Here is a 13,359-nt window from a genome sequence, read left to right on the forward strand (position 1 = left end):
AGCACCTCTTGCTCTCGGGGGCTGCGAGCCCCCTGCCGCAGGGCACCCCCTCGGTGTTTTTCATGGCCTTGTTTTCATTCACGCAAAAAAGGCCAGCCCAAACTTGGACGGCCAACAAACAATGCTTAACTTTGCAAACGGATGGCAGCTGTAAACCAAATTTGGACTTTGGAGAAGGACATGACAACCTAAATACAACATAAGGATTTTTCTTGTCAACCAAAGGAGTATTTAACAACGAAAAGTGTCAACTAATCTCAGTACACTACAACAAGCCCATTTGTACTCACCCTACAAGTCTTTTGTAGCCACCCTACAAGCCTTCTGTAGTCGCACTACAAGCCTTTTGTAGCCACACTACAAGCCTTTTGTAGTCACCCTACAAGCTAGTTGTAGCGAACCAGGGCATGGCTAAGCGCACTGCGAGGGCCGCAAAACCAGCGGACAAACAGCCTGATAACAGCGAATATCCATAAACCAACCGACCCCCGATTTTCACAAATCGGGGGTCGGCGCTTCCAAATACAGAAGTCAGAATAGATGAAATGAATTGTTTACTTAACAGTTATTGATATGATACCCAAATTATTGTCTTTATCTTTTACCTCAACGGTTGTGGCGCTAACCTTGCGTCCCGTAAGGGTCACTTCATTACCCTTTACAGAAGTTTCCACCACATTCGGATCCTTGGCGATTGCCACGAAAGGGCCTGCTCCATTGAGAACCTTTACCACCTGGCTTTTTCCCACTTCAAGAGTAACCGCTGTCTGTTCAAGCTTCAACGTGCCTGCCTCCTTCTTTACCATCACACTGATTGCACCTCGTGCGCCATTCTTATCAGTGACAGACAACGTACCCGCGCCGGCCTTTAATCCTTTCACGGTGATGGTGTTAGCTTTCGCGGAGGCTTCTGCCACCTTTTCACCCTTCTTACCCGATATTTCAACCCTAAAAGGTGCTGTTCCGTTCTTCACTTTCAGGTCTGCTGTCTTACCTTCAGTCACTTCAATGGTTGTCTTATCGAAGGTCAACTTGTTCAAAACGGGTTTGTCCTTGTCTTTGTCGCAAGCGGCAAATAAGAACGTTGCTACACAGAAGGCACTTGCGGCCATGGTTTTCAGTAAGGATTTTGTTTCCATTGTCATTTTGTTTTTAAAGTTGTTTCTTGTTGATTTCACCCTTATAAACACGAGATAAAAAAGAACTTGCACGAGAAAAACGTTAAATAATGTATAACACAATAAGCCAATACGCTTTAATCTCTGCCTATTAACGAGTTAGAAGTTCTTTTTTTAGTTGAAAAGTTAACGAATTGACGAATTATCAAGTTGACAATATCTACTTCCTGCCTTTGTGTTAGTGCTGGCTTAACTAAAATGCTGTATTAACTGTCGCATAGCGGTAATTGGCGAGATAGCCATTTCTCTGCCTACCTCCGTTTTTTATTCAAAACGCATCTAGTCTTATCTCGAACTCACATTTTTATTGAATACTATGCGGCTCTATTAAAAATGACAACTGAGGATTTAAAGTAACGGCTAGCACCCTTATAACAAACAATTTACAAGAAACAAATGAAAAGTCAACATCCATAAAATCTCTCCAAAAAGAAAAGGGAGTAGTATGCTCTGCAACTACGAGGCGAACAATGCCACAGCAAAGCATACTACTCCCTCCTTCCTTTGGAAAGGACTCGTGGGCGAGGCTTTTACCTATTTCGAAAACACTTCTTCCAGAACCTTATTCGTTGCGCCCACCTTACTCTTTACATACTCGGTGGACTTCTCTCCTGCAACTTGCACGCGCCAAGGGGCATCAATCCATTCGTCCATCAATGCTTCGAAGTGCGCCTTACAGTCCACTTCAAAGCCACCGCCAGCAGCCATCAGCTCTTGTGCCTCATGAAAACGCTGGTTGTTTGGTCCGAAAACAACAGGCACGCCCCATACGGCCGCCTCCAAAACGTTGTGTATGCCCACGCCAAAACCACCGCCAACGTAGGTTACGTCGGCATAATGGTAAACGCTTGACAGCAATCCGTAGCAGTCGATGAGCAAGCAATCGGCCTCAACCACCGTTTCGGGCGTAGCCTTAGAATAACGCACGGTGGTGCCCTCCACCATCTGTTCCAGTTGTTGTAGATGGTCTTCACTCACCACATGGGGCGCAATAACCATCTTCCAATCAGACCGCGAGTTGAAGAAAGGCACAAATATCTCTTCGTCGGGAGCCCAACTGCTGCCCGCCACAAACAAGTGTTTGCCCTGAACGAAGTTTTCTATCAGGGGCAAATGTTTGCTGGCCTTTTGTATTTGCAGCACGCGGTCGAAGCGCGTATCGCCAGTAACCGAAACGTTGCGAAAGCCTATCGAGGCAAGCAACTTGCGGCTCTGCTCGGTCTGAACGAAAAAATGCGAGAAGCAGGCCAGCACCTTTCCGTAGCTTTTACCATACCAACGGAAGAAGATTTGATCGGGACGGAAAATGCTGCTGACACTATATGTGGGCACGCCACGATGTTTAAGGATGTGCAAGTAGTTGTACCAGAACTCGTACTTGATGAAAAAGGCCATCACAGGACGCACCAACCGCAAGAAGCGACGAGCGTTGAGTGGCGTGTCGAGTGGTAGGTAACAAACGATGTCGGCACCCTCGTAGTTCTTTCGTACCTCGTAGCCCGAGGGCGAAAAAAACGTGAGTAGCACCTTATATTGTGGATGCGTGCGGCGCAATTCTTCAATGAGCGGGCGCCCCTGCTCAAATTCGCCAAGCGAGGCAGCATGAAACCACACATATTGCGCACCGTCTTCAACGCCGTTGCGCAACACATCGAAAGCCTCGCGTTCGCCTCGCCACATCCTTCGAACCTTCGAACTGAAAAGGCTGGCTATGGCAACGCCCAATAGGTAGATATAAATAATGATGTTATACACGGGTGTAGGGTTTTGATGAATGGGTGATGTTAGGCCTTATTGCACGGTTTGCGCCTCGATGGCACAATACGCTGTTGTTTTATTTACTGTCGTCATACGGCACACTATGCAATAAGCCTTTAAGTATGGGGTATGTGACGAGATGCCACCCTACCCTATTTCAACACCTCTATCGCCCTACGAAGTCGTGCCAACGTTTCGTCTTTGCCAAGGAATGCGCTGATATCGAACATGCCAGGACCCTTACCTTCGCCCACAAGAGCAAGGCGGAAGGCGTTCATTACGTCGCCCAGCTTATAACCCTTGCTTTCTACCCAGGCAAACACCTCACGTTCTTGGTTCTCGATAGAGAAATCGTTCAGCCCTTCGAGCACCGTTCCCAGTTCGGTCATCACTTCGGCCGAGTTCTCTTTCCAACGTTTTTTCACCGTCTTCTCGTCGTATGCAAGCGGTGCGATGAAGAAGAACGAGCACAGCGGCCACAGTTCTTTCACAAAGTTCACGCGGTCTTTCATCATGGTAACCACCTGCACAATGCGCTCCATGGGTTCGTCTATGCCATTGTTGGCCACCATCGGTGCGAAAAGGCGAGCAATCTCTTCGTTGCTCTTTTGCAAGATATATTCGTGGTTAAACCAAATACCTTTCTGATAATCGAACTTGGCACCAGCCTTCGAACAACGGCTGATGTCGAATGCATCAACAAGCTGTTGCAGCGTAAACAGTTCCTGTTCGGTACCTGGATTCCATCCCAACAGCGCCAAGAAGTTTATCACCGCCTCAGGAAAATAGCCGCTTTCGCGATAACCCGACGACACTTCGCCCGTCTTTGGGTCGTGCCATTCGAGTGGGAAAACAGGGAAACCAAGTCTGTCGCCATCGCGTTTCGACAGTTTTCCTTTGCCTTCGGGTTTGAGCAGCAGGGGCAAATGGGCGAAACGCGGCATGGTGTCGGCCCAGCCAAAAGCCTTGTAGAGCAGCACGTGGAGCGGTGCACTGGGCAGCCATTCTTCGCCACGAATAACGTGGGTTATCTCCATCAGATGGTCGTCTACAATGTTGGCCAAGTGATATGTGGGCAGTCCGTCGGCGCTTTTGTACAGCACCTTGTCGTCTAGAATGTCGCTCTTAATCATCACGTCGCCACGAATCATGTCGTTAACATGCACCTCTTGGCCTGGCATCACCATGAAACGCACCACGTATTGCGTGCCGTCGCCGATGAGCGCTTCCACTTCTTCGGCACTCATCGTCAACGAATTGCGCATCTCGTTACGGGTGTGGGCATCGTATTGGAAATTTTCTGTCGCTGCCCTTTTTGCTTCAAGTTCCTGCGGTGTGTCGAAAGCGATATAGGCCTTGCCCTCGTTTAGCAGCTGGTCTACATATTGCTTATAAATCTCCTTACGTTCGCTTTGGCGGTAAGGACCATATTTTCCGCCGAAGGTAACGCCCTCGTCGAACTTTATTCCCAACCATCGGAACGACTCGATGATGTATTCTTCGGCCCCTGGCACAAACCGCTGCGAGTCGGTATCCTCAATGCGGAACACCAAATCGCCTCCTTGTTGTTTGGCAAACAGGTAGTTGTAGAGTGCCGTACGCACTCCACCGATGTGCAACGCCCCCGTGGGACTGGGTGCAAAACGCACCCTCACTTTTCTTTCAGACATATTATATATAATAGGTATATTCCCCTGCGGGGTGGTCGACGCTTGTTGGCGCAACGCCCCACACCCAGAGGATGGCTGTTATTTCCATGCTGTTGTTTTTCGCCTCAACATGCACCCCGCGTTCTTTCGCACGCTACACGTATGGCGACTAATTTGTGCAAAATTACCATTTTTATGCTTAACTAGCAAACTCTTTCACATAAAAGGAAGACAAGCTATGGTAAAGGCATGTCTTAATAGGGAACGAAGAAAGCGGCAAATTTGTCAACTTGACATGGGAAAGCCTTTAAATTGGCCAACAAACCCGCCTTGATGCCCCTGACACTACCCACTTCTTCGCTCACATGTTCGTACCCCGCATTTTCCTAGAAAAGCGAAGAGCGTGTTTAAGCATCGCGCGAGTTGAGGATAAAACACAATCGGCATGCCTACTGTCGCGTAGCATTAGCTGGCGAGTTAGCCATTCGTTTACCCGTCTAGTCTTGCTCAAAAGTCATGGTATCTTATCCCAAACGCATCCATTAACCATTGCGTCGCTCGCATTTTCATCGTTCCGAAAATGCACCTGCTAAGCCCTGATGATGCATTATTACATTAATCGCCATGCTAAATATGTTTTGGACGGCTGTTCCATGTTAGCTGGAATGCTGTTCCAGTTAAGCTGGAATGCCGTTCCAACTTATCTGGAACAGGAGTCCAACTTAGCTATAACAATGCGGGAGCTTAAAAAGCTCACTACAAGGGCTTATCGGGTGAGGCGTGAAAGATGGCGTTTGGAGGTAGGAAGGGTGAGTAGTTGGCGGTGATGGGCTGTGGAACGAACAGCCTAGATCGTGCCAGGCTAGTATCAAACATTACGTGAACTCGGGATAAGATACGATACTTTTTGGGGCAAGGTTAGATAAAGAGCGAATGGCTATCTTGCCAACTAGCGCTACGCGACAGTAGGCATACCGCTTGTATTTTATCCCAAACGCGCGCAAAAATTGTATCCACCACCCAAAAACATCAGCAAATAAGCATCGTTTACATAAAAGGTTTTGGACACAGAATAAACTTTACTTGGCTTAACTGGGGCATTAGAACATACGAAAAAGAGGAGAATATAGACGAATAAAAACAAAATTGTACCAATTTATGATAAGATTGTATCAACGAAAGAGGGATAAAAGACTTAAATTTGTAACGTCTAACATAAACAAGAAACTATCATGAGAAAGCCATTTTTACTAGCTTCCTTTGCGCTCTTCACAGCATTGAGCGCCTTCCCAATGAAAGAGATTGCTGGCGAATTCCAACCGTGGGATGCCAATTGCCAGATCTTGGGAAACAATATCGCTTTTATGACCGAGTGGAACGGGGTCACCTTCAAGTTCTTCGACAAAGACGGATGCGTGTTTGAAGGTGGAACAGACTTCTCGGAATACGACATGCTGGTGCTAAAACTAAAAGACGCCTCGTGTATGTTTAAAATTAAGACCGAATACACAGACGGAACGACACAACAAGACAGTTGGGGCGCGGAGCGAGCTATCACGCCAGGACTTCTCGTTGCTGGTATTGACCTGAACCCCGAACATAAGAAGAACGTGAAAGATTTCTTCTTACAAAGTGCCGACTACCCAGGTATGATTACCATAGACAAGGTTATTGCCTGCACAAAGGCCGAATACGAACAAATGTTGAAAGAAGAAAAGGCCAAGCGATTCGACCTTACATTGAAGAAGGTAAACGAAGGTGGCGGAGCAGATTACGACCCTGCAACAAAAACCATCAGCATTAAAGACGACTGGGCACATAAGGGATGGTACTTCAACGACCAATTTAGGGATTTCAGTCTCTTCGACATGTTCGTCATTCAGTTTGCCCAACCAACGGCAACCGAAGGTGAAATCGGTATCGAATACGATGGTGAAAACGCCCAAACAACCACTAGTAAGTTTGAAGCAGGTGCTTCGCAGATTAACGTACCCTTATCTAAGGATAAGAACAAGCTAAGGCAGGTTTATATAAAAGGTCCGTCGGGTGCCACGTTTGTGCTTAAAGGCGCACGCTTCGCAACCAATGGCGAGGTGACCCCCATCAAGCGTATTGACAGCGAAAAGCCATCGGCCGACACGCAAACACGTTATTATAGTCTAGATGGTAGAGAGTTGAAACAACCCACCAAAGGTTTGCACATAGAGAAAAAGAATGGCCGCACACAGAAAGTGTTTAGAAGGTAACACGGCTGTTATGGCATAACAATATGCGCAACACCAAATAAGGCAGGTTCTGAAACCGTTAATAGCGTTCAGAGCCTGCCTTGTTTTTGTGTTTTTCTAATATAAATGGTACTACATATAATCACGTTATAAAGAATCTGAACGATCGTATAAGCCTCCTTTATTCGGTGGCTCTTCTATGCCTTTCTTATTTTACTTGGCAGGTTTCGTTTACTCTTTCAGTTGCATTTGTTCATTATGCCCTTTCAAGAAAGTAAGCGAAATCTGCTCAAATAAGACCTAGAGATCCATAGAAACTAATTTTAGGACCCGCCCTTACCGCTTTTTGGCGAACCTTAGATTGGCAAGTGCGAAGTCGGCATCAAACCCATTATGGGGCTGATAAACAATGGTGAAGTCGTTGCTACCCTTTTTCAATACTGGTTGAGCATCGTTATCCCTGAACCACGTGGTGGCATCTAGGGTTATGGTGCGCCATTCACCGTTGGTATTTAACGACACTCCTTGGTCTGCAGGGTTCCAACGCAGCTTCATATTGTCTGCGCTTTGCTGGCTCCAAAATATGAAATCGCCTGTGGGTATGGGCTTGTCCTTGGCCGTCCATACCTCAAACTTGATACAATAGTTTTCCAAATGGCTCACCACATCAGCATCATCGAGGTCGAAATGCCCAGCAATGAGCGTATCCCAATTCCATGCCGAGTAAGTGTTCTTTCGTCTAAAGAACCACTTTCCAATAGGTGGAACGGGGTCTCCCTCGTTCGTTCCGTCGGTGAAATTGTCTCGCGATGTCCATAGATAGCCTTTTCCGAAAAGGTAATCTTTATCGTAACTGGCGAAAAGTTGTACGCCCTTGTCGCGATAAGGCAGACGTACGGGCTGCTCTAACTTGGGACTTGATATCACGATGTCTGCTCCATCAACCGCATCTTCGGGTATGGTAAGCACAATTTTCTTGTCGTTTTTCTCAACAACCGTTAGCGATTTGCCACCTAATGTAAATGTAGCCTCGTTGGAAGTAAGCCCATATAGATTGAAGAACTCACCCATAACAGTGACGTTACTACCAGGTTTCGCAAATTCATTGTCTAGTCCCACAACCTTTAATTTTGGGAAATCGACGGTGAAATTCGTGGTGGCTTCACCCAAAGCAGTACGCACGGTAAGCGTGTTCGTTAGCTTGCTAGGCGCTTCGGTGGGTATGGCCACGTTTATTCGGGTGCGAACGGCATAAACGTCTTTGAGTTTTACTTCCACATCATTAAAGAGAATGGCCGTGGGATGAGCCAAGTTGTCGCCATGAATGGCAAGCCATTGACCCATGCCACTTTGGGTAACCGACTGATCTAAATCGGTAACCGAGGTTATCTTCGTTATCGTGGGGGCACCGTTGGCAGAGAAATCTTCCACTGCGGGATTGTCTACAATGTTTTGGCAAGACATCATCGCCGTGGCAATGACAAACAAACCAAGGTGCAATTGTTTTCTTATCTTTATTTTCATTATCGTGCAATTAAAGGGGATGTGTATCTCTAGGCAAGGCCATTACCACCCCGGATTGTTTGTTGTTATAAACTTATTAACGCCCACTTCCGAACCTGGAATGGGGAAGAGCAGGTGTTTTTCCATCCTTGATTTCACTATATCCACCTCGTCTGTTCCACCAATGGCGTTCATTACAGGCAGATAGATGCCCCACCTTATCAAGTCCCAGCGACGATCGCCCTCTTCGGCAAATTCCATTGCTCGTTCTTCCAACACGGCTGAACGGAAAAGCACCTTGTCGTTGATTTTCCCAACACCCGTAAGCGATTTGGGCGTGGCATTGCTGCGCACCCTTACGCGGTTGAGTGCATTAAGCGCCTCGGAGGTAGGACCATTGTTGGCTTCGTTGGCTGCCTCTGCATAAATCAACAGTACATCGGCAAAACGCAAGAAGGGGAAATATATGTCGGCCCGCTTTTTCGTTCTGTCGCTTACGTAAGTGTACTTAGTGAGATAAGCCAGATAATTGTTATCGTTCTTGCTTTCGTAAGAAAGTCCATCGTTGAAGGGTGCAACGGGAGCCACCCACTTTCCTTCATCATTGGTATAACCTTGGGCTTTTTTCTTCCATTCATCGGTGTTGGGATAATAAGAACCGCCATGATAGTCTACGGCATGATAGCGTTGCCAGCGGTGCATCACGCCTTTTGTGATGCGATAGTCTTGTGGTTCGAACAGCTTATACCAATGATTGCGCATGCCATGATGTAAGCCATAGGTCTCGCCAGCCGTACCTAACACGCCCGCATAGCCTTCGCCGAAAGACACGCCATAAATATCATCGTTGGAAACGGTTTGTAAACTCCAGATGTGTTCCACCTTATTGCGGTTGCCGATTACCCAAAGCGCATCATAAGGCAGTAAGTCGTACGAGCCATACTTACCGTCAATAACTTCTTTAGCCTTATCTCGGGCCAAGGCGAAGTACTTCATGTAGTCTATCTTGTCATATCCTGCGAGCTGCGTTTTCTGGTGTTCAATGGCCACGGGATTGGTGTAAACCTTCTCGCCTGCCACTTTCTCGAACGCCTTTCCACCCCTTACGATAACCTTTTCGCCAGTGGGAACAGCACCCGAAGCCATGGTTAGGTAGACCTTTGCCAAGAGCGACGCGGCCGTTCCTGCCGAAACGTGCCCCAAGGAGAACTCCCTATCAGTGTTCTTATAGAGCCGTTGTTCGGCCTGTTGCAAATTGGCGATGATGTAATGGTAAACCGAGTCGATGGGTTGGCGTGGCTGGTGAATGTCAGAAAGTCCCGAATTGATGGTGTGATCACGAATGGGGATGGGGCCAAACGCCCTTACCAGTAGGAAATAGGCGTATGCCCTGAGCACCTGCATTTCGCCAATGGCATTGTCTTTGCCACGTGGCGTGGTGCCCGTCATAGCCTCGACGTTCTCAATTCCTAGATTACAGCGGTGTATCATGTTATACATCTTCTCCCACATCTGCTGTGCGTGGTCGTCGTCTTGGAAGTTTCCCGACCCAAATTTGCCAAAGGCCCAGTCGGGTCCGGTCATATAATCGCAGTCGAAATCGAGTACATGGGGGAACGCATCCCAGCGAAACACCTCGTAAGTGAGCACACTAAATGCCCCTGTGGCCCATTGCTGGGCACCTTCATCGTTGTTTTCTATGTTCTTGTCGTTAACGAACGAGAAGCCTTTCTCGTCCAACATGTCTGCGCATGAGACGCAAAACGTCGTAGCAAGTGTGCCCAACAAGCAAGCGACAATGGATTTAACACATATCTTTTTCATAATGATACTCCGTTTTTAGTAATCCAACTTAAATCCGATGGTAAAGGTTCTACTACCAGGATAGCAGTAATAATCCACGCCACGTCGCGATGCGTCCCATCCGAAAGCATTGACATCGGGGTCGGCTCCGCTATATTTGGTAATGGTAAACAGGTTTGTGGCGCTGGCATATACATATATATTAGAGATGCCTTGCCAATGTGGCTTGATGTTATAACCTAGGTTTAGGTTCTTCAGTCGTAAGTAAGAGGCATCCTCCACATAACGATCCGACACCTTCATATCGCGGTTTCGCGTGGCCACATTTTTGGGATAACGCGCCGTTGCAGCCGTTTCGGGTGTCCATCTAGCCTCGTACGCACTGCGGGGAATATTGCCAATGTCGTCGAGGCGAACATCACGCATGTTGGCATTGAAGAGGCTATTGCCCACCGAACCTTGGAAGAAGAAACTCAGGTTAAACCCTTTCCAACTGAACGTGTTGGTAATTCCGAAGGTATAGTCGGGTAAAGTCTTCCCTATTACGGTTTTGTCGGCATCGGTAATCATCCCATCTCCGTTAAGGTCTTTGTACTTAACCTCACCGATAACGAAACGTTTAATATCTTCAGACGACATTCCTGCGTAACTCTTATTCATGCGAGCTTCGGCCTCGTTATCATAAAATCCGTCTTCCAAGAAGCCGTAAATGGCTCCGATAGGAAGTCCGTTGCGTTGAACGAACACCTTTTCCATACCCGCAGATATGCGTTCGGCGAAGCGGTCAGACGAGAGTCCGCCTATTTCGTTCTTGTTAAAGGCGATATTCGCTTCGATGTTCCAGTTGAAACCCTTATGGTTAATGGCATTGAACTTCGCTGCCACTTCAAGTCCTTTGTTCACCACATGACCCTCGTTAGACCACATATTGACGAAGCCGTTGCTAGAAGGGATGGCGGTACTTTGCAGCAAGTCGCGCGTCTTTTTCCAATACAAGTCGGCCGTGAGGTTAACCCTTCCTCTCCAAAAGGCCATGTCGAGGCCAAGATTAAATTGGTCGGTGGTTTCCCATTTCAGGTTTTTGTTCAACGCGCCACGCCATAACACCTCCGAGAAACCACTAGACATGCTGCCATTATAAGGATAGTTAGACGCTATCATATATAATTGTGCCTGATAAGCGCCAATACCTTGGTTACCCGTTTGTCCGTAGCTGAATCGCAGTTTAAGGTTATCGAAGATATCTAAATCCTTAACGAAGCGTTCTTCTGATAGTCGCCAGGCCACCGCACCTGATGCGAAGTGCCCTATTTTGTTGTTTGCCTGAGAGAATTTGCTCGATCCATCGCGACGCAAAGATGCGGTAGCGACGTATTTTCCGCCTGAATACGAATAGTTGACGCGTGCCAAGAGCGACATCAGCTTTTGCTGTCCACGCTCGCTTTCTGGTGCATTATAGCTTAATCCCAATCCCATATTGTGTTCTTGGGTTACATCTGATGGGAAGTTTTTTGCAGACATACCCTTCGAACCGAAGTTGGCTATCTCGTAGGTAAAGCCCAACAAGGCGTTTACAGAATGCTTTCCACCGAAATTCTTATCAAAAGTCAGCAGCGATTCGGCCGTTAGGCTCTTCCACCAACTATCGCTTTGGCCTCCCTTTCCATTGTCGGGATACTTGCCTTCAGAGGTATGCCTGTCGTAATACGACCCGCGACTGTTCGCCGAATAACCCAATCCGAGGTTCTGTCGGAACTTTAAATATGGTCTGATCTTGGCCTCTAAGTAAGACGAGGAGAAGAAGTTGCTCATCTTCTGCTGATCTTTCGAGTTGTTAAGATAAACCACGGGGTTCGATGCAAGCCAGTTTAGCTTGTCCGATTCATACACGCTGACATCGGGGGCATAAGTAGCGGGGAACACTAAGGCCGATCTTACCACGCCAACTTCATTGCTCGACTTGGCGAAGTCGGTAGTCGAGTTGGTGTAATTCATGTTCATGCCAATCTCTAACCAATCTTTCACCCTACGTCCGATATTCATGTGAAGGATGTAACGTTCAAATCCCGAGCGCCTAATAATACCCGTTTGGTTGAGATAGTTACCAGAGAACGACCACCAACCATTGTTATCGCTACCCGAAACGTTAAGGTTATACTCTTGAGAGAAGCCCGTATGGTAGATTTCGTCTTGCCAGTTGGTACCTCGCACCATCGTTTTGTTCCCATATAGATCAGTTCGTAGGCCGGGATTAAGGAAGTCTTCGGGCGAGGGATTATACACGCCCGAGTTCTCAACAATCTTTCCGTTGAGGTCTCGATATGTCCACTTCCCCTCGTAAGGCAGTCCGTTCACGATCTCTCCGTTATATATTGCCCTATTGGCGGTTTGCTCATTAATATAACGCGCGTATGTAACGGGGTCGAGCACATCTATCTTTTTCAGCACGTTCGACATGCTCAGGTTCGACGTGAACTCTATCTTTCCACGTCCAGCCTTACCTTTCTTCGTGGTAATGAGCACTACACCATTGGCACCACGTGATCCATAGATGGCCGTTGCAGAAGCATCTTTAAGTATTTCGATTGATTCGATGTCGTGTGGGTTTATCGAAGCGAGGGCATTCATGCGCATCTGACTGCCGTCGGTAGCCTTACTCGATGGCGTGCCAGCCGTTTCAAAGGGGACACCGTCTACAATATAAAGCGGCTCGGTGCTTGTGGTGAACGAGTTTGCACCACGCACATTGATGCTGATAGCACCGCCCGGGGCTCCGTCGGTTTTGTTGACAACCACACCTGAAATTCTTCCTTGCAGGGCCTGATTAAAGCTAGAAGCACCCGTTCCCAAAAGGTCGTCGCCGCTAATCTTGGCCACTGCTCCCGAAAGGTCACGTTTCTTCATCGTACCATAACCTACAACAACGATGTCGTCGAGTTTCACTGCATCGTCTTGCAGCACCACATTGAGGGTAGACCGATTGCCAACCTTCAACCTTTGGCTCTGCATACCGATGCAAGTAATGTCTAACACGTCGCCAGGCTCTGCCTCAATGGTGTATCGCCCCTCGGCATCCGTAACCACGGCAACCTTGTTTTGTATTCTGATTACTGCTCCCACGATGGGTTCGGCCTTTGTGTCAGACACCTTACCCGTTATGTGCTTGCCCTGAGCCAATGCCGACAAGGGCACAGAACAAAGCGAGAACAGCAACAATGCGTACTTATTCATTCTCATCTGATT

At 47.6% G+C, this 13,359-nt stretch carries 9 protein-coding genes; 3 read left to right on the forward strand and 6 right to left on the reverse strand.

Annotated elements, in window-relative coordinates; genetic code table 11:
- Positions 1-203, forward strand: a 203-nt coding sequence (locus F453_RS15915; protein WP_026292596.1) for a hypothetical protein, incomplete at its 5' end; no start/stop codon positions are given.
- A 351-nt stretch (positions 204-554) separates the two neighbouring features.
- Here the strand turns inward: F453_RS15915 and F453_RS0111580 are convergent.
- From F453_RS0111580 to gltX, 3 genes are all read right to left on the reverse strand, one after another.
- Positions 555-1,139 carry an Ig-like domain-containing protein gene (locus F453_RS0111580; protein WP_018968159.1) on the reverse strand — a complete coding sequence of 195 codons (585 nt, stop codon included), beginning with the start codon at positions 1,137-1,139 and terminating at the stop codon, positions 555-557.
- A gap of 573 nt (positions 1,140-1,712) precedes the next feature.
- Positions 1,713-2,933: a 3-deoxy-D-manno-octulosonic acid transferase gene (locus F453_RS0111585; RefSeq protein WP_018968160.1), complete on the reverse strand. Its 1,221-nt coding sequence runs from the start codon at positions 2,931-2,933 to the stop codon at positions 1,713-1,715.
- A gap of 155 nt (positions 2,934-3,088) precedes the next feature.
- Positions 3,089-4,606, reverse strand: a complete 1,518-nt coding sequence (gene gltX, locus F453_RS0111590; protein ID WP_018968161.1) for a glutamate--tRNA ligase — start codon at positions 4,604-4,606, stop codon at positions 3,089-3,091.
- Positions 4,607-5,184: 578 nt separating this feature from the next.
- Here gltX and F453_RS16320 point away from each other — a divergent pair.
- Both F453_RS16320 and F453_RS0111595 read left to right on the forward strand, forming a co-directional pair.
- Complete coding sequence (locus F453_RS16320; RefSeq protein WP_018968162.1) at positions 5,185-5,412, forward strand: hypothetical protein; 228 nt, start codon at positions 5,185-5,187, stop codon at positions 5,410-5,412.
- 405 nt (positions 5,413-5,817) lie between these two features.
- Positions 5,818-6,831 (forward strand): hypothetical protein, encoded by a 1,014-nt coding sequence (locus F453_RS0111595; protein WP_025790086.1) that lies wholly within the window; start codon positions 5,818-5,820, stop codon positions 6,829-6,831.
- Between the two features lie 315 nt (positions 6,832-7,146).
- Here the strand turns inward: F453_RS0111595 and F453_RS0111600 are convergent, their stop codons facing one another.
- Genes F453_RS0111600 through F453_RS0111610 form a run of 3 tightly spaced genes read right to left on the reverse strand, consistent with a single transcriptional unit; the run spans position 7,147 to position 13,353 of the window.
- A complete protein-coding gene (locus tag F453_RS0111600; protein WP_018968164.1) occupies positions 7,147-8,334 on the reverse strand; it encodes a glycan-binding surface protein in 1,188 nt (395 codons plus the stop codon).
- A 42-nt stretch (positions 8,335-8,376) separates the two neighbouring features.
- Positions 8,377-10,137, reverse strand: a complete 1,761-nt coding sequence (locus F453_RS0111605) for a RagB/SusD family nutrient uptake outer membrane protein (RefSeq protein WP_025790087.1) — start codon at positions 10,135-10,137, stop codon at positions 8,377-8,379.
- A gap of 15 nt (positions 10,138-10,152) precedes the next feature.
- Positions 10,153-13,353: a SusC/RagA family TonB-linked outer membrane protein gene (locus F453_RS0111610; RefSeq protein WP_033404301.1), complete on the reverse strand. Its 3,201-nt coding sequence runs from the start codon at positions 13,351-13,353 to the stop codon at positions 10,153-10,155.
- Positions 13,354-13,359: the final 6 nt, after the last annotated feature.

This window comes from Hoylesella loescheii DSM 19665 = JCM 12249 = ATCC 15930 (assembly GCF_000378085.1).
Lineage (GTDB): Bacteria > Bacteroidota > Bacteroidia > Bacteroidales > Bacteroidaceae > Prevotella > Prevotella loescheii.